22 protein-coding genes are annotated in these 19,469 nt (G+C 57.9%); 10 read left to right on the top strand and 12 right to left on the bottom strand.

Features of this window, described 5'->3' with window-relative positions:
• The first annotated feature begins 12 nt into the window (after nt 1-12).
• Both ABIE59_RS16080 and ABIE59_RS16075 read left to right on the top strand, forming a co-directional pair.
• On the top strand, nt 13-3,744 hold the full coding sequence (locus tag ABIE59_RS16080) for a YhdP family phospholipid transporter (RefSeq protein ID WP_354448499.1): 3,732 nt from the start codon (nt 13-15) through the stop codon (nt 3,742-3,744).
• Between the two features lie 12 nt (nt 3,745-3,756).
• Nucleotides 3,757-4,581 carry a carbon-nitrogen hydrolase family protein gene (locus tag ABIE59_RS16075; protein ID WP_354448497.1) on the top strand — a complete coding sequence of 275 codons (825 nt, stop codon included), beginning with the start codon at nt 3,757-3,759 and terminating at the stop codon, nt 4,579-4,581.
• A 26-nt stretch (nt 4,582-4,607) separates the two neighbouring features.
• Here the strand turns inward: ABIE59_RS16075 and yjgA are convergent, their stop codons facing one another.
• From yjgA to ABIE59_RS16015, 12 genes are all read right to left on the bottom strand, one after another.
• Nucleotides 4,608-5,144, bottom strand: a complete 537-nt coding sequence (gene yjgA / locus ABIE59_RS16070) for a ribosome biogenesis factor YjgA (protein ID WP_354448495.1) — start codon at nt 5,142-5,144, stop codon at nt 4,608-4,610.
• Between the two features lie 10 nt (nt 5,145-5,154).
• Nucleotides 5,155-6,516 (bottom strand): magnesium transporter, encoded by a 1,362-nt coding sequence (mgtE, locus tag ABIE59_RS16065; RefSeq protein WP_152438678.1) that lies wholly within the window; start codon nt 6,514-6,516, stop codon nt 5,155-5,157.
• Between the two features lie 94 nt (nt 6,517-6,610).
• Complete coding sequence (locus tag ABIE59_RS16060) at nt 6,611-6,880, bottom strand: HPr family phosphocarrier protein (RefSeq protein ID WP_072676726.1); 270 nt, start codon at nt 6,878-6,880, stop codon at nt 6,611-6,613.
• Nucleotides 6,881-6,886: 6 nt separating this feature from the next.
• Entirely contained in the window at nt 6,887-7,771 is an 885-nt protein-coding gene (gene rapZ / locus ABIE59_RS16055) for an RNase adapter RapZ (RefSeq protein ID WP_152438677.1), read from the bottom strand.
• 40 nt (nt 7,772-7,811) lie between these two features.
• Nucleotides 7,812-8,279 (bottom strand): PTS IIA-like nitrogen regulatory protein PtsN, encoded by a 468-nt coding sequence (gene ptsN / locus ABIE59_RS16050; protein ID WP_072676728.1) that lies wholly within the window; start codon nt 8,277-8,279, stop codon nt 7,812-7,814.
• A gap of 98 nt (nt 8,280-8,377) precedes the next feature.
• On the bottom strand, nt 8,378-8,680 hold the full coding sequence (hpf, locus tag ABIE59_RS16045; protein ID WP_072676729.1) for a ribosome hibernation promoting factor: 303 nt from the start codon (nt 8,678-8,680) through the stop codon (nt 8,378-8,380).
• 75 nt (nt 8,681-8,755) lie between these two features.
• On the bottom strand, nt 8,756-10,285 hold the full coding sequence (locus ABIE59_RS16040) for an RNA polymerase factor sigma-54 (RefSeq protein ID WP_072678164.1): 1,530 nt from the start codon (nt 10,283-10,285) through the stop codon (nt 8,756-8,758).
• A gap of 189 nt (nt 10,286-10,474) precedes the next feature.
• The gene (gene lptB, locus ABIE59_RS16035) at nt 10,475-11,200 is read right to left on the bottom strand and encodes an LPS export ABC transporter ATP-binding protein (RefSeq protein ID WP_058092020.1); all 726 of its coding nucleotides are present in this window, start codon (nt 11,198-11,200) and stop codon (nt 10,475-10,477) included.
• 7 nt (nt 11,201-11,207) lie between these two features.
• Nucleotides 11,208-11,744: a lipopolysaccharide transport periplasmic protein LptA gene (lptA, locus tag ABIE59_RS16030; protein WP_354448491.1), complete on the bottom strand. Its 537-nt coding sequence runs from the start codon at nt 11,742-11,744 to the stop codon at nt 11,208-11,210.
• The gene (lptC, locus tag ABIE59_RS16025; protein ID WP_354448489.1) at nt 11,728-12,327 is read right to left on the bottom strand and encodes an LPS export ABC transporter periplasmic protein LptC; all 600 of its coding nucleotides are present in this window, start codon (nt 12,325-12,327) and stop codon (nt 11,728-11,730) included. The genes lptA and lptC overlap by 17 nt, the downstream gene beginning before the upstream one ends.
• On the bottom strand, nt 12,324-12,893 hold the full coding sequence (locus ABIE59_RS16020) for a KdsC family phosphatase (RefSeq protein WP_354448487.1): 570 nt from the start codon (nt 12,891-12,893) through the stop codon (nt 12,324-12,326). Before ABIE59_RS16020 ends, lptC begins: the two co-directional genes overlap by 4 nt.
• Nucleotides 12,893-13,882, bottom strand: a complete 990-nt coding sequence (locus ABIE59_RS16015; RefSeq protein ID WP_061331528.1) for a KpsF/GutQ family sugar-phosphate isomerase — start codon at nt 13,880-13,882, stop codon at nt 12,893-12,895. Before ABIE59_RS16015 ends, ABIE59_RS16020 begins: the two co-directional genes overlap by 1 nt.
• Before the next feature lie 217 nt (nt 13,883-14,099).
• Between ABIE59_RS16015 and ABIE59_RS16010 the strand changes: the two genes are divergently transcribed.
• From ABIE59_RS16010 to hisG, 8 genes are read left to right on the top strand one after another with little or no spacing between them, the layout of a single operon-like run.
• Nucleotides 14,100-14,912, top strand: a complete 813-nt coding sequence (locus ABIE59_RS16010) for an ABC transporter ATP-binding protein (protein ID WP_152438674.1) — start codon at nt 14,100-14,102, stop codon at nt 14,910-14,912.
• Nucleotides 14,909-15,691 carry a lipid asymmetry maintenance ABC transporter permease subunit MlaE gene (gene mlaE, locus ABIE59_RS16005; RefSeq protein WP_058092015.1) on the top strand — a complete coding sequence of 261 codons (783 nt, stop codon included), beginning with the start codon at nt 14,909-14,911 and terminating at the stop codon, nt 15,689-15,691. The genes ABIE59_RS16010 and mlaE overlap by 4 nt, the downstream gene beginning before the upstream one ends.
• Before the next feature lie 21 nt (nt 15,692-15,712).
• A complete protein-coding gene (mlaD, locus tag ABIE59_RS16000) occupies nt 15,713-16,162 on the top strand; it encodes an outer membrane lipid asymmetry maintenance protein MlaD (RefSeq protein ID WP_152438672.1) in 450 nt (149 codons plus the stop codon).
• Nucleotides 16,163-16,193: 31 nt separating this feature from the next.
• On the top strand, nt 16,194-16,847 hold the full coding sequence (locus ABIE59_RS15995) for an MlaC/ttg2D family ABC transporter substrate-binding protein (protein WP_354448484.1): 654 nt from the start codon (nt 16,194-16,196) through the stop codon (nt 16,845-16,847).
• The gene (locus ABIE59_RS15990; RefSeq protein WP_152438670.1) at nt 16,844-17,161 is read left to right on the top strand and encodes an STAS domain-containing protein; all 318 of its coding nucleotides are present in this window, start codon (nt 16,844-16,846) and stop codon (nt 17,159-17,161) included. The genes ABIE59_RS15995 and ABIE59_RS15990 overlap by 4 nt, the downstream gene beginning before the upstream one ends.
• A gap of 60 nt (nt 17,162-17,221) precedes the next feature.
• Nucleotides 17,222-17,470, top strand: a complete 249-nt coding sequence (locus tag ABIE59_RS15985; RefSeq protein WP_061331522.1) for a BolA family protein — start codon at nt 17,222-17,224, stop codon at nt 17,468-17,470.
• Between the two features lie 19 nt (nt 17,471-17,489).
• A complete protein-coding gene (gene murA, locus ABIE59_RS15980) occupies nt 17,490-18,752 on the top strand; it encodes a UDP-N-acetylglucosamine 1-carboxyvinyltransferase (RefSeq protein ID WP_058092010.1) in 1,263 nt (420 codons plus the stop codon).
• A gap of 26 nt (nt 18,753-18,778) precedes the next feature.
• Nucleotides 18,779-19,432, top strand: coding sequence for an ATP phosphoribosyltransferase (hisG, locus tag ABIE59_RS15975; protein ID WP_138437228.1), 654 nt, complete (start codon nt 18,779-18,781; stop codon nt 19,430-19,432).
• Nucleotides 19,433-19,469 lie beyond the last annotated feature (37 nt).

Raw genomic sequence — 19,469 nt, 5'->3', positions numbered from 1 at the left:
GTATCCATTACGATGCAAGGCCGTGAACAGGGGCAAGCTCACCCGCAACGCAGTGCCGTCGGCAAGCTGGCGCAGTTGCTTGAGTACCTGGCAAACGGAGTCTGGTGGTTTATATTCGCCGTGCTGGTGGTGTTTGCCCTATACGCTGGACTGGGGAGGCAGCTGACCAGCAATATTGATCGGTTCACCGGCGAGCTGTCTGAGCAGTTATCTGAGCGTACCGGCCTGGACGTCCGCATTGGTCGTCTTTCCTCCCGCTGGCATTGGCTTGACCCCGCAGTGACCGCCTCTGATCTGACTGTTCACCACCCTGACACGGGCCAGACCATTGCCGAGCTTGAGCACTTGCGTCTGCGTCTGGATTTTCTGTCATCTCTACTGCGCTTCCGTTTAGTGTTTGAGGACTTTGAAGCCGATGGTTTAACCCTGAGCCTGGCCCGGCGGTCAGGCCTGGACTTGCTTGAACCTCCGGATGAGCTGACCGATCTGACTCACCCCGGTGGCCAGGATCTGCAAGCCTGGCTTAGGCTGGCCGGGCGCTGGCTTTCCGATCCGCGCGTCACCATGACCCGGATCAGTCTTGGCATAGACGATGGTTCCGGAAATACCCGGCATTTTGATATCCCCCAACTGGACCTTGTCTACCGCCGTGGACTGTTCCAGGCGTCTGGAAGGGCAATGCAGCCGGGAAGCACCACCCAGCTCGCAAGTTTCGCCCTTGTTGGTCAGCAGTTCTTCCGGGGCGAGTTCTCCGGCCAGTTGTATCTGGATATCGACTCCGGGCGACTGTTTGATGGCCTGGTGGATGATCTGAGCTGGCGCGGTATTCGCGTAGAAGGGGCAGATCTTGGTGGGCGAGCCTGGCTGACCTTTGACAAAGGTGAGTTGGAGCAGGTTCAGGGGGTGGTACAAACGCCTTACCTCCAGCTTGGGGTCAATATGGAGTCGCTGGCTCCCCTGGAGAACATCAGGGCGCGTTTCGGCTGGCGCAGGGACGGTCCCTTGCAACTGCAGCAACTTCAGTGGCAGTGGCTGGAACATGATGTTCAACCCTTTGGTTTGCGCCTTGAGCCAGCTTCCGGCGGTAAACGACTGATTGCTGATGGTGTCCCCCTGGCGCCAATTCGAGGTCTTTTGCATAGCTTGCCGTTATTGCCAGCCGCGGCCAATCAGGCCCTGGAACAGTACCGACCATCCGGCTACCTTGACGACGTGATCCTGGCGCTGCCGGAAGACCCTGCCGATTTCCAGTTGTCCGGTCGTTTGCGCGATGTCTCGGTTGAGGCTGCCCGGGGAGCGCCTGCCGCGAGGGGGCTGGATGGTCAGATCGGGATGACGGCCCACTCGGGCCACGTCACTCTGGATACCTCCGGGCCTGCTTACCTGGGCTTTCCCGGGTTGTTTACTTCTGACTGGCTGCTTGATGCCATAACCGGCACCGTGTCCTGGGAGATGGTCGGGCCGATTACCCGTGTTTTTGCTGACGATCTCAGGTTTATCTATGCCGACCGCACGACGCTCACCGGTGCATTTGATTTGCGGCTCGACCGTTTTGGTGAGGACAATCTGGGCCTTCGGGTAGGGGTTGAGAACGGTGATGCGTCGATGCTCGCGGCGTTCGTCCCGGCCAAAGTGGTGGCCCCCGAGCTCTATCAGTGGTTAACGACGGCAATCGGTGAAGCCGACATCACTGCCGGGCAATACTATGGTCATGGAAGGATTGATTCTGGCGCACCCCGTGGTTCCTTTGTCTCATCCATGTGGTTTGAATTCGACCGAGGGGTGGTTCGTTACGATGAACGTTGGCCGGAGGTGCAGAACGTCCGGGGCCGGGTTGAGGTCCAGAATGCAGACACCCTGGTAACTCTGGATCAGGGGCTGACTGGCGGGCTGGAACTGCGATCGGGTGTTGTCAGGGTATTGCCGGGTGAGGGCGGTGGGCCCACGCGCGTACTGGTTGATGCGCAAGCCGACGTGCCGGGTGAAAGTGTGTCGTTCTGGATGACCGAGACGCCATTGGGTGAGATGGCCGGAATGGCCGCTACCGAGTTGGATTATCAGGGTCTCTATGGATTGGATCTGAGTATTGACTTGCCATTGGGTGACGGGGGGCAAACGGCGGTGAATGCTCGGGTGGCCACGTCCGGAGCCGAAGTCTCCTACCCGGCGGCAGGATTGTCCTGGACGGGTATCGAGGGTGAGGTGCGCTATAACACCCGCCTTGGATTTTCCGGCGAGCCACTCACTGCAGAATTCTTTGGGCAACCGGTGGCTGTTGCGTTTAAGCAAGTAAAGCAGGGGCCGTCAGGCAGTGGCACAGCGTTGTCCATTCGCCAGACCGGCCGGCTTCCGTTACCCGTATTCCTGCATCAGTTCGGGCTGCCGGAGGCCTCGGCGCTTGGGATGTCAGGTAGCATGGATTACTCGGCGGAGCTGAACGTGGCGGCCGAGCGCGCCTCCCGGATAACAGTAACCTCTGACTTGCGGGGGCTGGCCCTCGACTGGCCCCGGCCATTGGGCAAAGCGGAGACGGATGAGGCACGATTGTCAGCGTTGATCGACCCGACGGTGAACGAGGGCGTCCGGATCACCGGTGACTGGCAGGGTCGGATGGCGTTTGATCTGCTGTGGAAAGCATCCGGTTTTGATCTGGGCCTCAGCGAACTGAATCTGGCCGGGCATAGCCTCAGGAATATACGGGTCAGCGCACTGGATCTGGGGGATCGTTGGGTGTTCAACACCGAATCTGACAGGGTTCAGGGCAGGGTGATGGTGCCCGGGCAGGGAACGATTCAAGCCGACCTGCAACGCCTTAGCCTGATGCGTTCAGATACCGGAAGTGACGATCAGGGTGACCGGCAGCTACTGACCCTGGAAGAACAGCTGGAGGCCTTCCGGGCTCTCGATGTCGGGAGCTGGCCGGATATCGATGTGACCATTGATGACCTGAGGCTGGGCGATGAGTCTGCCGGCCGTTGGCAGTTCGCCATGCGCCCGGAGCCGTTCCGCCTGAACATTGAGGAGATTGAGGGGCAACTGGAAACACTGGCGCTCAGGGGCAGAATGAGCTGGAGTGTGGTTGATGACCGTGAAACCAGTCGCTTCGTCGGAACGCTCTCAGGTGGTCGCTTGAGAGAACTGGAGGCGCTTACCGGCACCCCGGTTCCTCTGAACAACGAGCAGACCCAGATTGATCTGGATCTGGACTGGCCCGGCCGCCCGGATGAAATTGCTCTGGAGCAGCTCAGTGGCCAGGTCAGTGTCCGCCTGGATGACGGTGTGATCATGGAGCAAAGTGGCTCAGCCCAGTTGTTCAGAATCTTCAACCTGCTCAATACCGATACGCTCTGGCGCAGGCTGCGCCTGGACTTCTCGGATCTCTACGAGCGGGGTATAGCGTTTGATGCCATTTCCGGCAAGGCAGTTATTGTGAACGGGTTGGTTACTCTGGACCCCGAGCTGCAACTGGTCGGGCCGTCTGGGGCGTTCAAAATGAGTGGGACTACCAATATGGCAGATGAGAGCCTGGATATGCGGTTGGTGCTGGTGCTTCCGGTTACCCAGAACCTGCCCCTGGCTGCCATACTGATGGGAGCGAGCGCCCCCATTGGCGGCGCACTCTTTGTTCTGGACAAAATTCTGGGTGACCCATTAAGCAAGTTGACCAGCGCCACTTACAGTGTCACCGGTAGCTGGAGCGAGCCCAAAGTGGAGCTACGTCGGGTTTTCGATACGGGTGAGTAGAGGAGTCGGAGCATGACCCAAGTTGCAGCGATTCAGATGGTCAGCAGTCACAACCTGGCCGGTAACCTGGCCGAGGCCGAGGCGCTGTTGCGTGATGCTGCCGCCCAAGGCGCGAAAGTGGCAGTATTACCTGAGAATTTTGCGGTTCTGGCCACCGCTCAGATGCGGGAGTGTGGTCGGCAGGAAAGTGGCGGTGAATCGGTGATCCGGCGCTTTCTTTCAGAACAGGCCGAGAGGCTGGGGCTATGGATTGTAGGTGGTTCCATGCCTCTGGCAACACGACCCGATGGTTCTGATGTTCCCGACAGGGTGCGTGCAAGCTGCATTGTTTACAACGATCAGGGCGAGGAAGTTGCCCGTTACGACAAAATTCACCTGTTTGACGCCATGGTCGAGGATTCCCATGGCCAATACCGGGAGTCGGATACCTTCGAGCCAGGTGACCGGGTGGTTACCGTGGACACTCCCGCTGGCCGGCTGGGGATGGCAGTGTGCTACGACTTGCGGTTTCCTGAACTGTTCAGGGCGCTGCGGGAACAGGGTGCCGAGTGGGTGTGCCTGCCCAGCGCCTTTACCTGGCAAACTGGAGACGCCCATTGGCACCCACTGATTCGAGCCAGGGCCATCGAGAACCAGGTTTGGGTGGTCGCCCCCGGCCAGGGGGGGCAAAACAGTGAGCGCCGCAAGACTTATGGCCACAGTTTGATCTGTGACCCCTGGGGCAGGGTAGTGACGGAACTGGATGAGGGCCCTGGCCTGGTTGTGGCAGACCTGGACATGGAAAAACTGAACCAGATTCGGGCCAGAATGCCGGTCTGGGAGCACCGCCGCCTTTAACGTAGAACTCCGGTCAGCCGTTTGCTTTACTGCTCTGCGTCATCAATCCACCCCCGGAGGGCCCGGAACAGTTTACGGGCCTGGCCGGTGTTTTTCTGTTTCTCCACTTCCTTGCGGGCATTGCGAACCAGGTTGCGCAGGTGCTGCACGTCTGCCGCCGGGCAATAATCGATAAACTCCCCCACCACCTTGTCGCCTTCGGAGATCATCCTGTCGCGCCAGCGCTCGGCCAGGTGATGCCGGCGGGTGTGCTCCTCACTGCCGGCATTGAATGCACCAATGGCACGAGCCAGTGCCTCCGGGTCATCCTCCTGGCGGATGATCTTGCCAATGTATTGCAAATGTCTGCGGCGTGCTTCGCGCTGATTAATGCGCCGTGATTCCACGATGGCAGCCTTCAGGGTGTCGCTGATGTCCAGTGACGCCAATTGCTCGTCATTGAGATCCAGCATCTGTTTACCCAGGTCCTGGAGCGCATGCATTTCCCGCTTGATCTGGGATTTGCTCGGGCCGAAATCTTCCTCGAGCTCCTCGTGGTGCGGGTGGTTGTCGGATTGACTCATGGTTGGCTCCTCAAGCGTAAAAATAGGTGGCGAGCCCCAGGAAGGAAAGGAAGCCCACGACGTCTGTGGTGGTGAGCAGGATCACGCCCCCGGCCAGTGCCGGGTCTATATTCAGTCGTTTCAGTGTTAACGGCAGCAGGGTGCCGACGATTGAGGCGATGGTCAGGTTGATGACCAGCGCCATGGCAATCACCAGGCCAATGGTCGGGTCTCTGAACCACACCATGGCCGCCGCAGACACCACCAGGGCAAACAGAAACCCGTTCAGCGTTGTTGCCAGAAATTCCCGGTTCAGCAGCCATTTCACGTTGTCATTGCTGACCTGGCCCACTGCCATGCCACGAATCATCAGCGTCAGCGTCTGGCTGCCGGCGATGCCGCCCATGCTGGCGACGATTGGCATCAGTACGGCCAGGGCGACCACCTGTTGAATAGTTTCCTCAAACATACCGATCACAGAGGCTGAGGTAAAAGCGGTCACTACGTTGATTCCGAGCCAGACGGCTCGCCGGCGCGTGGTTTTGAGCACTGGTGCGAACGTGTCTTCGTCTTCGTCCAGACCGGCCATACTCATCAGCGAGTGATCCGCATCTTCCCGGATAACGTCGACCACGTCATCGATGGTGATCCGGCCCAGGAGCTTGTTGTCGTCACCCACCACCGGAGCAGAAATCAGGTCGTAGCGCTCGAAGAGGGTGGCGACCTTGGTGTCGGACAGTGTCACCGGAATCGGCTCGATGTCAGTGTCCATCACCTCACGAACGGTGGATGCGGGGTTGGATACCAGCATTCGGGTGATGGGTAGCATGCCAATGAATTCGTCCCGCCGGCTGACTACAATCAGGCTGTCGGTCATGGGGGGAAGGTTGCGGTGGCGGCGCAGGTACCGCAGTACCACGTCAATACTGATATCCGGGCGCACCGTAATGGTGTCCGTATTCATCAGGCCGCCGGCAGTGTCCTCGGGGTAGGAGAGTACTTCCTCTACCCGCTGCCGGTCTTGCTCGTCCATGGTGTCCAGGACCTCCTGGATCACCGTGTCTGGCAGCTGCTGGAGCAGGTCGGCCAGGTCGTCGGATTCAAAATCCTCAATGATATCTGCAAGTTCCTGGGCGTTCAGCTGGCTCAGGAAGTAGGCCCGGATGTCGTCACCGAGATATTGGAGTACTTCCCCTTCCAGTTGTTTATCGACCAGGTTCCACAGCAGGGCGCGTTGGCGGGGAGGGGAAGATTCCAGCAGGTGGGCTATATCGCTGGGGCTCAGGCCGCCATTGAGGATGCGGGCAACCTGCTTGAGCGCACCACTGTCCAGGGCCTCACTGAGGGAGCGAAGGCGCTGGCGGGCCTGACTTTTTTCCAGAATATCGGTCATGAAACCACCTGCGATCAGAAAACTGTCGCATTATAGCGGAGTTAGCGGCCTCAGGTGAGAAAGGATTGTAGGTGAATGACGAACCAGGGTGTGCTCAACCCCCCTCGCCGAAATAATCACCGATCAGTTCTACGAGTGCCTCGATGGCTTCCTGCTCATCAGGGCCATCGGCGACCAGTTCAATATCAGTGCCCTGGCTGGCAGCCAGCATCATCACCTGCATGATGTTCTTGGCATCCACGTCCCGGCCCTTGCCGCGGATTCGTACCTGGCTGTCAAAGCCGGAGGCGGTGGCCACAAGCTTGGCGGTGGCGCGGGCATGCAAGCCCAGTTTATTGATGATGGTGACGGGGCGGCAGATCATGTTGGATCAGATCTCCCCTCGGGCCTGGAGATGGGGAAGTTCAGTATGACGAACCTGCACGTTGTTGTATCGGGTGCGGAAGTGCTGGCCCAGTTGCTCGCAGACATAGACGGAACGGTGCTGGCCACCGGTACAGCCAATAGAAATGGTCATGTAGCTGCGGTTGCTGTCGGCGAACGAGGGTAGCCAGGTATCCAGGAAGCGGATCAGGTCGTCCACCATTTGTCCGGTGAGAGGTTCCCGCTCGAGAAACTCGATAACCGGCTGATCGGTACCGACGTATTTGCGCAGGCTGGTATCCCAGTATGGGTTGGGCAGGCAGCGCACATCGAAAACGTAATCGGAATCGACCGGTACGCCATGCTTGAAACCGAATGACTGGAACAGCAGTGCAAGCTCCTGATCCTTGCGACCGACCACTCGCTGTTTGACCATGTCGCGCAGTTCATACATCGACATGCCGGTGGTGTTGATGTAAAGGTCTGCCAGTTTTGACAGCGGTTCCAACAGTGCCTTTTCGTTGGTGATGGCTTCTCGGAGGGAGGTACGGTCATCGCTCAGCGGGTGCTTTCGGCGTGTGGCGTGGAACCGCTGCAGCAGGGACTGTTCATCGGCATCCAGAAAGATAATCTCGACAACGACTCCCGCATCGCGAAGCTGGCGATAGATCTGTTCGAAGTTGGCCAGTTCGGCAGACAGGTTGCGGGCGTCGATGCTGACGGCCATTTTCCGGAGCCGCCCCGGCGCTTCCTGTTGTGCCGCTTCCCGGGTCAGCGGGAACAGCAGTCCGATGGGAAGGTTATCAATGCAATAAAAACCCAGATCTTCGAGCACATGCAACGCGGTACTCTTACCGGACCCGGATCGGCCACTGACGATGATCAGTTTCATGATGGACGCTCCTGCCTTCTTCTGTTGGTGCTACTGCTTATCAGGATGCCGCGGTCATGCGCTGGTAAAGGGATGCTGCATCCTGGCACTGGCGAAGCTGTTCACAGAACCCGTTGTCGTTGAATTTCTCGGCCAACTGGCTTAGCAACTCCAGATGTTCACTGGTGGCTTCTTTGGGCACGATCAAGGCAAACACCAGGTCGACCGGCTGATTGTCGATAGCATCGAAGTCGATGCTCTCTTCCAGTGTCATCAGCACGCCGATCACACGGTCCAGCCCCTCCAGCCGGCAATGGGGTATGGCAATACCCTGGCCGATACCGGTGCTGCCAAGCCGCTCGCGAGAAACCAGATTGCTGAAAATCTCTGTGTCGCTGAGGATTTCATCTTGATGATGAATATGCTCTGCGATGGTTTCCAGTACCCGCTTTTTACTGGAGGCTGGCACCCTGCACAGCGTCAGTTCGGGAGCCAGAATGTTGTCGATGGTCAGGGATGTATCGCTCATGGATCGACTGTGATTCCGTAAAAAAAAGGCTGCGGCCGGTATGCCCCGCCGCAGCTCGTATCATTGAAACACCCGGTACGGTGGCGCTATGAGCGCGCTCAGCCGTTGCCGTGCATCCGGTCTACATTCTTTTCTTTGTGCTTGAGGATCTGGCGGTCCAGCTTGTCCACCAGCGAATCAATCGCGGCGTACATATCCTCACTCTCTGCCTTTGCATGGATATCGCCACCGATGACATGCAGGGTGGCTTCAGCCATCTGACGTACCTTCTCAACTTCCAGCGTCACCTGACAGTTACTTATGTGGTCAAAGTGACGCTCCAGCTTCTCGAACTTGGTGTTGACGTAATCCTTCAATGCAGGGGTCAGTTCTACGTGATGGCCTGAAATGTTGAGTTGCATAGGCGTCTCCTGTTGTCATCATGCCGGTGTTGCCACCGGGCTGCGTGTCCGGTGCTTCGTGCACCGGCAAAAACATTAAACCAGTCGTTTGCGCTCGTTTGAAGGAGGGATGTGCATGGCCTCCCGGTATTTGGCAACGGTGCGCCGGGCCACATTGATGCCCTGATCTCCAAGCATGGCTGCAATCTTGCTATCGCTCAACGGCTTTTTTGGAGTTTCTTCTGAAATCAGTTTCTTGATCATCGCACGAATAGCAGTGGAGGAACATTCTCCGCCCTCAGCGGTACTGACGTGGCTGGAGAAAAAGTACTTCAGCTCGAAAATGCCGCGGGGTGTGTGCATATACTTTTGCGTGGTGACCCGTGAAATGGTGGATTCGTGCATTTCCACGGCCTGGGCGATATCTGAGAGGATCAGCGGCTTCATTGCTTCCTCTCCCTGGTCCAGGAAACCCTGTTGGTGCTCAACAATCCGGGTGGCGACTTTCAGTAGCGTTTCATTGCGGCTTTGCAGGCTTTTAATGAACCACTTGGCCTCCTGCAGTTGATCCCGCAGGTAGGTGTTATCAGCACTGCTATCGGCGCGACGGATCAGCGATGCATAGCTGGCGTTGACCCGAATTCTCGGGGCGATCTCCGGATTGAGCTCAACACGCCACCGGCCCTCGTGTTTTCGGACGATGACGTCTGGTATCACGTAATCCGGCTCCGCTCGGTCCACCACGTCACCCGGGCGAGGGTTGAGGCTGGTAATCAGGGCCAGAACTTCGCGCAGCTGATCTTCTTTGAGTCTGCTGCGGCGCAGCAGTTGCGCGTAATCCCGGTTGCCAAGCAGGTGCAGGAACTGGGTAACCACCAGGCGGGCCTGTCGAAGCCAGGGGGTATCTGGCGGCAACTGGTTGAGCTGAATCAGCAGGCATTCCTGCAGGTCTCGGGCAAACACGCCCGGCGGGTCGAAGTGTTGTAGCCGGTGCAGGACCGCTTCTACCTCGTCCAGTTCAAGGGGGTCTTCTTCGGTTTCGTCCTGCAGGCCGGAATGGATTTCCTCAATCGGTGAGGTCAGGTAACCGCGCTCGTCTACAGCGTCCATCAGGGCGTGGGCGATTGCCTGGTCACGCTCGCTCATGGGGGTCAGGTTGAGCTGCCATTCCAGGTGGTCCTGGAGAGTCTCGGCCGGTGAATTGCGGGTTTCGAAATCCGACTCGTTCTCGTCGTCCCCTTTGCTGGCTGGCGCCGGTGCAGACTGGTAGATATCGTCCCAGGCGGTGTCTACGGGCAGGTCGTCGGGGATGTTATCCGGGATGTCGTTTTCGGAGGCCCAGTCCGGGCCATTTTCGTTTTCATCCCAGTCAGAGGCAGCCTCGGTGGCCGGTTCATCGTGGTCGGAATCCCGGTCTTTATGTTCGTCCCGGGTGTCGGCATCCGTATCGGGGGTGTCAGACTGATCGTCATCCTCGGAGGTTTCCAGCATGGGGTTGGATTCCAGCGCCTGCTGGATTTCCTGCTGGAGGTCGAGGGTGGAAAGCTGAAGCAGGCGAATGGCCTGTTGCAGCTGGGGCGTCATGGTCAGACTCTGGCCCATCTTAAGCTGTAATGAGGCTTTCATAACCATGGCTCAAGATCCATAAATCAAGGGTGTCCCGGTAGTGACGTTGCCTGCTGTCAGGCAAAAAAATTGTTATACGCTGGTTACTTGCCGCTCACTGTTGTCAGTATAAGCAAGTTCTTTGCCGAGTTTACTTGCTACAGATCATCAAAACAATCAGACCTCGGTCGTCGAGGGGTTTTCTTCCGCTTACAGGTGGAACTCATCACCCAGGTAGACTTCCTTGACCTGCTGATTGGCCAGGATGGCTTCAGCATTGCCGGAGGCGATGATATGGCCGCCGGAGACAATGTAGGCGTTTTCACAAATATCGAGGGTTTCCCGCACGTTGTGATCGGTGATCAGCACACCAATGCCTTTATCTCGCAAATGCCGGATGATGTGTTTGATGTCGCTGACCGAGATGGGGTCTACCCCGGCGAAGGGCTCATCCAGCAGAATAAACGCAGGTTCCATGGCCAGCGCTCTGGCGATTTCGACGCGCCGCCGTTCACCACCGGACAGCGCCATACCCAAGCTGTCCCGGATATGGGTGATGTGAAATTCCTCGAGCAGTTCCTCAAGTTTGGCTTCCCGCTCAGGCCGTTTCATGCCTTTTCGGGTTTCCAGAATGGCCATGATGTTGTCGCGCACGGTAAGTTTGCGGAATACCGAGGCTTCCTGGGGCAGGTAGCCGATGCCTTTGCGTGCCCGGCCATGCATGGGCAGGGGTGTGATGTCCTGGCTGTCAATGGTGATTCGGCCGCGGTCGGAGGGTACAAGCCCGACAATCATGTAAAAACAGGTAGTTTTCCCGGCGCCGTTGGGGCCGAGCAGGCCTACGATTTCTCCGGACCGGATTTCCAGAGACACATCGAGAACCACTTTTTTCTGTTTGTAGCTTTTTGCCAGGTTGCTGGCCCTGAGAACTGCCATCAGTAACCTATTCGTCTGAGGGGTTGCTGGAGCCGCGAGGCTGAATCACCATTTCCACCCGGCCAGAGCTCTCTTCCGAAGGCGTGCCGCCTTCTGCAGTGACCACCCTGCGCACGGTGTCGTATTGGATGACGTCGCCCCGGAACACATTGTTGCCCTGTTCAATCACTGCCTGGCGCTCGAACGTCAGCCGGTTTTCCGCCGCTGACCAGGTGATGGTCCGCGCCCGGGCGTCTGTCATGGCTTCACCTTCCCGTGCCGGCTGGCGATATCGGGCGGGTTCGCCGCTTGCCTCAATCCGGCTGAGACCTTCGGGGCTTCGATACAGTACCACCCGTTCTGCGTTCAGTTGGGTGGCCCCCTGAACCAGTTCAACGTCGCCGGTGTAGCTGGCGGTCCCTTCGGTATCGTCCAGGCGGGCGGAATCAGCGCTGACCTTGATGGGGGTGTCGGAATCCAGATCAAACGCGGTTGCCGGGCTGGCCAGCATCAGTGCGGCCAGTATGACCGGCAGTCGGTGTGTGCGCTTACCTGATGGTTTCATATTGCCCTTCCACCCGGGAGTTGAGTTCCAGTATGCGTTCGTTTATCCAGGCTTTCATGCCATTGGCCTGGGTAACGCCGAACGGTTCGGTAATGGTGACCGGTTGATCGGTGTATACCGTGCCCTGGCGGTTATCCAGGGTCAGTGAGTCGGTTTTCAGGGTGGCTTCAGAGTCGCCGGTTTGCCGGAGTACGACGACGTTGCCCGTCAAGGTCACCTGATCATCGTCTTGCCGGAGGCTACCTTCATCCGCTTCGATTATCCATGGTGGGGTGGCCTGTTCGCTGAAAATCCTGGCCCTTGGGGCATTCATGGTGGCGTAGTTGGTGTCTTCAAACTGCTCAATTCGGGGGCTGGATATCGACATCTTAAGGTTGCCGTGTTCGTCCCAGGTTGTGTAGCGGCCCTCGATGATAAAACTGTCGGGTTCCGACGGGCCCCTGAGTTCTGCGGCATCGCCCCGCACACTGTCACCTTCCTCGTTCTGCCACATCAGGAAGACGGTCGCGAGAACCGTGGCTGCCAGCGCCAGGGTTCGAACCCTGGGTTTGCGAACGATGTCCGACAGGGCCCCCGGGATCATGACGGCTTGCCCAGATAGGGGGCCAGAGTAGCGCCCAGCCGGTTTTGCGCCCAGAGTATCAGGTCACATGCTTCACGCACGGCGCCGTGCCCCCCCAGGGCCTGGGTGCAATAGTCGGCTTGCTGACGCACCAGCCAGTAGCCGTTGGGCACGCTGATACCCAGGCCGGCGAATGTCAGGGCGGGCAGATCAGGCAGATCATCGCCCATATAGGCAATCTGGTCCGGAGCGATATCCATGCCTGCAACCAGTTCCTGTAACGCAACTTTCTTGTCTTCCCGGCCCTGCATCAGGTGCGGGATGCCGAGGTCGGTCATCCGTTTTTCTGTCAGTGGTGACCTGCGCCCGGTAATGACTGCCACGGTAATTCCAGCCATCATCAACTGTTTCAGACCCAGACCGTCCAGTATATTGAACGCTTTGAGTTCGTCGCCGGCAGCGCTGAAATACAACCGGCCGTCGCTCATTATGCCGTCTACGTCCAGGGCGATCAGGCGAATTCTGGCGGCTTTTGCCTTGAGCGTGTCGTCCCAGCCGGTGTGCATAGGCGGTGCGAAGTCACTCATTAAATCACCCCCGCACGCAGCAGGTCATGCATATTGATGGCGCCAACCAGGTTGCCGTCGTCGTCGGTGACGGGCAGGGCATTGATCTTCATCTCTTCCATGATGTTCAGTGCCTCGGCCGCCAGGTGGTCAGCCTGAATGGTTTTGCCGTGGCGGGTCATGACGTCCCGGATCGGAGTGGTGTGAACGTCGACGGATTTGTCCAGGGTCCGGCGCAGGTCGCCATCGGTAAATATGCCGGTCAGATGCCCCTGGGCGTCGACGATGGTGGTCATGCCCAGCCCTTTACGGCTGATCTCCAGCAGGGCGCCGCTGAGGGTGGTAGTTTCAAGAACTTTGGGAATCTGGTCGCCGGTATGCATGATGTCAGAAACCCGCAGCAGCAAGCGCCGTCCCAGACTGCCGCCCGGGTGAGAGAAGGCAAAGTCTTCGGCACTGAAGCCTCGGGCTTCCAGCAGGGCTACGGCCAACGCATCGCCCATGACCAGGGTTGCTGTGGTGCTGGATGTGGGTGCCAGGCCAAGCGGGCAGGCCTCCAGGGCAACGCTGACATCCAGATTGGCGACCGCTTCCTGAGCCAGCACAGAGTTCGGGTTGCCGGTCATGCTGATCAGCGGTGCCCCCATGCGTTTGATCAGCGGCAGAATGGTCACCACCTCGCTGGTGCTGCCGCTGTTGGAGATGGCAACCACCACATCTTGCGGGGTGATCATGCCCATATCGCCGTGGCTGGCTTCACCCGGGTGAACAAAAAAGGAGGGCGTGCCGGTGCTTGCCAATGTGGCTGCAATCTTGTTGCCGATATGGCCGGATTTACCCATGCCGGTGACCACTACCCGGCCTTTGCAGGCCATGATAACGTCGCAGGCTCTGGTGAAGTCGCCGTTGATACGGCCTTCCAGGGCTTCGATAGCTTCCCGCTCGATGCGGATGGCTCGAACTGCTGAGGAGCGGTAGTCGGGGGTGTCTGGAGCGTGTGAATCTGTCATCTCGGCGGATAGTCTGCTCGGTCGGTCTGGTTTGCCCGGCCAAACGTCGGTGATCGGGCGACTGAAACGTGAGTATATCATTGTTGAGACGCGTGGCAGCCAACGTTCAGGGAAACTGATCATTGCCATCAAGACATTTTACGTAGCTTTAACCGGCTTTTCATTGAGCTGAAGCGGCGCATGTCATAATGTAGGCGCTCTTTAATCAGGATGGATTATGGCGTCATCTGCATACATAAGTCTTAACGACGTGGTGTTTTCCCGCTCCGGCCGGCGCATATTCGATGGTGTCTCGCTGGATATTCCTAAGGGGCGGATCACCGCGATCATGGGCCCCAGTGGCACCGGTAAGACCACGCTGTTGCGACTGATTGGCGGCCAGCTGCGTCCCGACTCCGGTCAGGTGGTGGTGGCAGGCCGTGAGGTGCCAAAGCTCAAGCGCAAGGAATTGTACGTGCTGCGGGAAAAGATGGGCATGCTTTTTCAGAGTGGCGCCCTGTTCACCGACCTGAGTGTTTACGAGAACGTTGCCTTTCCTTTGCGGGTTCACACCCGCCTGCCGGAAGATATGATTCGGGACATCGTGCTGATGAAGCTCGAAGCGGTGGGCCTGCGTGGTGCCCGCAACCTTATGCCCTCGGAACTGTCCGGGGGGATGACACGCCGGGTGGCGCTGGCCCGTAGTATCGCGCTGGACCCCGAGCTGATCATGTACGACGAGCCTTTCGCCGGGCAGGATCCCATTGCCATGGGGGTTCTGGTCAAGTTGATCCGCGATCTGAACAGCTCCATGGGCCTGACCAGTGTGCTCGTTTCCCATGACGTGCCGGAATCCCTGAGTATCTGCCACTACGCGTGCATCATTGCGGATGGCAAGGTCATTGGTGAGGGAACTCCGGATGAACTCAGGGCGCACCCCTCCGAGCGGGTTCAACAGTTCCTCAAAGGCCAGCCCGACGGCCCGGTGCCGTTCCATTACCCGAACAGCGATGCAGCGTCTGATTTCGGTATCTGCGGGGGTGGCGCATGATGGATCGCATAGCTGCCCTGGGGCGAACGGGTCTTGATGTTATTGCGTCACTGGGGCGGGCCTGTCAGTTTCTGGCGGGCGTTGTCGGGGGCGTACCGAAGCCCTCTGTAGGTTTTCCGCTCCTGGTAAAGCAGTTATATGCAGTCGGTGTGCTGTCGCTGGCCATTGTGGTGGTGTCGGGTTTGTTCATCGGCATGGTGCTTGGTCTTCAGGGGTACACTATTCTCAGCGATTTTGGTTCGGAGGCGGCCATCGGCCAGATGATCGCATTGACCCTGGTGCGTGAACTGGCGCCAGTGGTGGCGGCACTGCTGTTTGCTGGCCGTGCTGGTTCTGCGTTAACCGCCGAAATCGGTCTGATGAAAGCGACTGAGCAACTCTCCAGCATGGAAATGATGGGGGTCGACCCGTTACGCCGGGTGATCGCCCCAAGGTTGTGGGCGGGTTTTATTTCACTGCCCATTCTGGCCATGATATTCGCGGTGGTTGGCGTCTGGGGTGGCATGTTGGTGGGTGTTGAATGGTTAGGTGTATACGAAGGCTCATATTGGGGCAATATGCAGGCCTCAGTGGACTTTGTGGATGACGTTCTCAACGGGCTGATCAAGAGTGTGGTGTTCGGTTTTGTCTGTGCCTGGATTGCGGTGTACCAGGGTTATGACTGTGTGCCCACCTCGGCAGGGATCAGTTCGGCCACTACCAAAACTGTGGTGTATTCATCTTTGGCGGTTCTCGGCCTGGATTTCGTGCTGACCGCTGTCATGTTTGGAAATTTCTAACAGGTATTCCGGGAGCCTCTCATGGCACAACGAACAACAGAAATCATCGTCGGTCTTTTTATTATCGCCGGGCTGGCTGCCTTGCTGTTCCTGGCGTTGCAGGTCAGTGGCCTGTCCCCCAAGGCCGCTGGCGCTACCTACAGGCTCCATGCAAACTTCAACGATATTGGCGGGCTGGCGCCCCGGGGCCGGATATCCATGGCGGGTGTGACGGTAGGCACCATTGAGTCGATCACTCTGGACCGGGAAACCTTTCAGGCCAGGGTGACCATGTCTATCCACAAAGACGTGGATAACATCCCGGCGGACAGTGCAGCAGTAATACGTACATCCGGAATTCTGGGGGAGCAGTACATTGATATCTCCATTGGTGGGGATCTTGAGTCCTTGAAAGAAGGCGATACCTTCTATTCCACCCAATCTGCCATGAATCTGGAACGGATGATCAGCAATTTTGCCTCGGGCCGGTGAGGCAACGGGAATAAACGCACAGGAGACTGCAATGCTTGTTTTGAAACAACGCCTTATACTGATACTCGCCCTGTTTGCAGTAGGGTTCGGCCAGGCCTGGGCAGGGCCGGAAGAAGAGCTCAGGCAGTATGTGGATGACAATACCCAGAAGTTGGTAAAAAAGCTTCAGGCGGAGAAGGGCCTCTACGCATCCGACCCGGAAGCCTTTTACGCGAGCATGGATGAAACCCTTGACCAGTTCGTGGATTTCCGTCGCATTGCGGCTCGGGTAATGGGCCGCTACGCCCGGCAGTCGACGCCAGAGCAGCGCGATGACTTTGTCGAGAAGTTCAAGCGCAGCCTGTTTGACAGTTATGCCCAGGCGCTGGTGTCGGCCGATGATTTCACTATCCAGGTGAAAGAGGCGTCCATCATGGCCCAGAATAACGATCGCGCAACCGTGCAGATGGAAGTCGTCACCTCTTCCGGTAATCGCTATCCCGTCACCTATTCCATGTACCGCAATTCCGAAGGTCGGTGGATGATGGAAAACGTCATCGTTGAGGGTATCAATATCGGCCTGGCTTTCCGCGACCGCTTTGCCCAGGAAATGGAGGCTAATCGGGGCCAGATTCAACTGGTCATCGATGGTTGGAGCGACGCGGTGGAATCGCTGAACCTGGACGAGGAAATTGACCAGTCATGACCAGTGACGCGCCTGCGGTCATTTTGGATGGCACTACTTTGCGGGTAACCGGATCGGTTGATGCCGATTCGGTGATTCCGTTGCGCAAACAGGGTGAACAGCTAATCAAGGGTGCCCAGAGCTCGCTTACGGTCGACCTTGCCGGGCTGGGCACCGCCCACAGCGTGGTGCTCTCTATGCTCCTTTGCTGGCATCGGCTGGCACTCAGTCGGCAAGTATCCCTTACCTTTGAAGGCGCCAGCGACCGCCTATTGTCGCTGGCTGCACTCAGCAATCTTAAAGATCAGATTCCCGGATTTGCCTCACACAGCTGACCGGCGCCCGGGAATTGGTTACAATTCCGCCCCTGATTTCAATACAGCCGAGGAATCCCTATGGACGCCGCCCAGGTTACCGATCTAGTGAAACAAGCACTGCCCGATTGCGAGGTGCAGGTGCAGGTTGATGGCAACCATTACCTCGTGGTCGCGGTGGGTGAGGTATTCGAAGGCCTGCCAACCATCAAACGGCAGCAAATGATTAACAAGGTACTGTTCCAGCACATCATGGACGGCACCATTCACGCCCTTCACCCGAAGGCCTACACCCCGAGCGAGTGGGCCGAGCGGCAGGCCAACGCCTGAACCGAACAGGACAGATATTGTGGATAAACTTTTGATCAGGGGGCGCAAGCCTCTGGATGGCGAGATTCGCATCTCCGGTGCCAAGAACGCGGCGCTGCCGATTCTGGCAGCTACCCTGCTGGCGGATGAGCCGGTGACCGTTGGCAACCTGCCGCACCTGAACGACATCACAACGATGATCGAACTGCTTGGCCGGATGGGTGTCGAGCTGCTGATTGACGAAAAGATGAGTGTTGAGGTTCACGCCAACACCATCAAGCATTTTCATGCGCCCTATGAGCTGGTGAAAACCATGCGCGCCTCCATTCTGGTACTGGGCCCGCTGGTGGCGCATTTTGGTGAGGCAGAAGTTTCCCTGCCTGGCGGTTGTGCCATTGGTACCCGCCCGGTCAACCTGCACATCCACGGCCTGGAACTGATGGGCGCGGATATCAAGGTTGAGAATGGTTACATCAAGGCCAAAACCAACGGCCGCCTGAAAGGTGCCCATATCTTTATGGACACGGTGACGGTAACCGGCACCGAAAACCTGCTGATGGCCGCAACCCTGGCTGAGGGTAAAACGATCCTCGAAAACGCCGCTCGGGAGCCTGAAGTGGTCGACCTGGCCGAATGCCTGATTGCCATGGGCGCTGACATCAAGGGTCATGGTACCGCCACTATCGAGATCAACGGGGTAGAGCGCCTGCATGGTTGCCACTACAACGTGCTTCCGGACCGTATCGAGACCGGCACCTATCTGGTGGCTGCGGCTGCTACAGGCGGTCGGGTAAAAGTTAAAGACACCCGTGAAGACCTGCTAGAAGCGGTGTTGCTGAAGCTCGAAGAAGCTGGTGCCCATATCACTACCGGGCCTGACTGGATTGAATTGGATATGAAGGGTAAACGCCCGAAGGCGGTTAACTTGCGTACGGCCCCATATCCCGCGTTTCCGACCGATATGCAGGCCCAGTTTGCGGCGATGAATGCTGTGGCCGAGGGCACGGGCACCATCGTTGAGACGGTCTTTGAAAACCGCTTTATGCACTTGCAGGAGCTGATTCGCATGGGCGCAGATATTACCCTGGAGGGTAACGCGGCCATCATCAAGGGTGTGGAGCACCTGACCGGTGCGCCGGTAATGGCCACGGACCTGCGCGCCTCAGCCAGTCTGGTCATCGCCGGACTGGTGGCGGATGGTGACACCATCGTAGACCGTATTTATCACATAGATCGCGGCTATGAATGTATTGAAGAAAAACTGCAGCTGCTGGGCGCAAGCATTCGCCGTTTGCCGGCATAATGAACCAACGGGACCCGGAAAGACCCATGACAGATTCCATCACCATCGCCTTGTCGAAGGGACGAATTCTCGAAGAGACCTTGCCGCTGCTGGCGGAGGCCGGTATTGAGCTGGTCGACGACGTGAAAAAGTCCCGCAAGCTGGTGTTCCCGACCACAGACCCGAACGTGCGGATTCTGATCATCCGCGCCACGGACGTGCCGACCTATGTGCAGTACGGCGGCGCCGATCTTGGTGTCACGGGCAAGGATGTGCTGATGGAGCATGGTGGGGAAGGGTTGTATGAGCCATTGGATCTGAACATTTCCCGTTGCAAGCTAATGACGGCGGGCAAGAAAGGTGAGCAGCCACCGGCCGGGCGAATCCGGGTGGCCACCAAGTTCGTAAACCTTGCTCGGCGGTATTATGCGGCCCAGGGGCGGCAGGCGGATATCATCAAGCTCTACGGGGCGATGGAGCTGGCGCCGATTCTGGATCTGGCGGATGAGATTGTTGATATCGTGGATACGGGGAATACTCTGAAGGCTAATGGCCTGGAGCCTCGGGAGTTGATTGATCACATCAGTTCGCGGTTAGTGGTTAATCGGGCTTCTATGAAGATGAAGCATGGGCAAATTAATCCCATCATAGAGAAGATGGCGGTTGCTGTGGATCGCCGTCGTGGTTCGGGTTCGGAGTAAGGCTTCCTTCTTTTTTGGTGCATGTCAGCCATCGGGT

This window comes from Marinobacter sp. MBR-99, assembly GCF_040547575.1.
GTDB lineage: Bacteria > Pseudomonadota > Gammaproteobacteria > Pseudomonadales > Oleiphilaceae > Marinobacter.
This window is presented reverse-complemented; position numbering and strand designations above follow the sequence as displayed.

Bases quoted from the DNA above. Each gene is read 5' to 3' on its own strand.
- ABIE59_RS16080 (WP_354448499.1), top strand. From the start codon at position 13: ATGCAAGGCCGTGAACAGGGGCAAGCTCACCCGCAACGCAGTGCCGTC.
- ABIE59_RS16075 (WP_354448497.1), top strand. From the start codon at position 3,757: ATGACCCAAGTTGCAGCGATTCAGATGGTCAGCAGTCACAACCTGGCC.
- yjgA (WP_354448495.1), bottom strand. From the start codon at position 5,144: ATGAGTCAATCCGACAACCACCCGCACCACGAGGAGCTCGAGGAAGAT.
- mgtE (WP_152438678.1), bottom strand. From the start codon at position 6,516: ATGACCGATATTCTGGAAAAAAGTCAGGCCCGCCAGCGCCTTCGCTCC.
- ABIE59_RS16060 (WP_072676726.1), bottom strand. From the start codon at position 6,880: ATGATCTGCCGCCCCGTCACCATCATCAATAAACTGGGCTTGCATGCC.
- rapZ (WP_152438677.1), bottom strand. From the start codon at position 7,771: ATGAAACTGATCATCGTCAGTGGCCGATCCGGGTCCGGTAAGAGTACC.
- ptsN (WP_072676728.1), bottom strand. From the start codon at position 8,279: ATGAGCGATACATCCCTGACCATCGACAACATTCTGGCTCCCGAACTG.
- hpf (WP_072676729.1), bottom strand. From the start codon at position 8,680: ATGCAACTCAACATTTCAGGCCATCACGTAGAACTGACCCCTGCATTG.
- ABIE59_RS16040 (WP_072678164.1), bottom strand. From the start codon at position 10,285: ATGAAAGCCTCATTACAGCTTAAGATGGGCCAGAGTCTGACCATGACG.
- lptB (WP_058092020.1), bottom strand. From the start codon at position 11,200: ATGGCAGTTCTCAGGGCCAGCAACCTGGCAAAAAGCTACAAACAGAAA.
- lptA (WP_354448491.1), bottom strand. From the start codon at position 11,744: ATGAAACCATCAGGTAAGCGCACACACCGACTGCCGGTCATACTGGCC.
- lptC (WP_354448489.1), bottom strand. From the start codon at position 12,327: ATGATCCCGGGGGCCCTGTCGGACATCGTTCGCAAACCCAGGGTTCGA.
- ABIE59_RS16020 (WP_354448487.1), bottom strand. From the start codon at position 12,893: ATGAGTGACTTCGCACCGCCTATGCACACCGGCTGGGACGACACGCTC.
- ABIE59_RS16015 (WP_061331528.1), bottom strand. From the start codon at position 13,882: ATGACAGATTCACACGCTCCAGACACCCCCGACTACCGCTCCTCAGCA.
- ABIE59_RS16010 (WP_152438674.1), top strand. From the start codon at position 14,100: ATGGCGTCATCTGCATACATAAGTCTTAACGACGTGGTGTTTTCCCGC.
- mlaE (WP_058092015.1), top strand. From the start codon at position 14,909: ATGATGGATCGCATAGCTGCCCTGGGGCGAACGGGTCTTGATGTTATT.
- mlaD (WP_152438672.1), top strand. From the start codon at position 15,713: ATGGCACAACGAACAACAGAAATCATCGTCGGTCTTTTTATTATCGCC.
- ABIE59_RS15995 (WP_354448484.1), top strand. From the start codon at position 16,194: ATGCTTGTTTTGAAACAACGCCTTATACTGATACTCGCCCTGTTTGCA.
- ABIE59_RS15990 (WP_152438670.1), top strand. From the start codon at position 16,844: ATGACCAGTGACGCGCCTGCGGTCATTTTGGATGGCACTACTTTGCGG.
- ABIE59_RS15985 (WP_061331522.1), top strand. From the start codon at position 17,222: ATGGACGCCGCCCAGGTTACCGATCTAGTGAAACAAGCACTGCCCGAT.
- hisG (WP_138437228.1), top strand. From the start codon at position 18,779: ATGACAGATTCCATCACCATCGCCTTGTCGAAGGGACGAATTCTCGAA.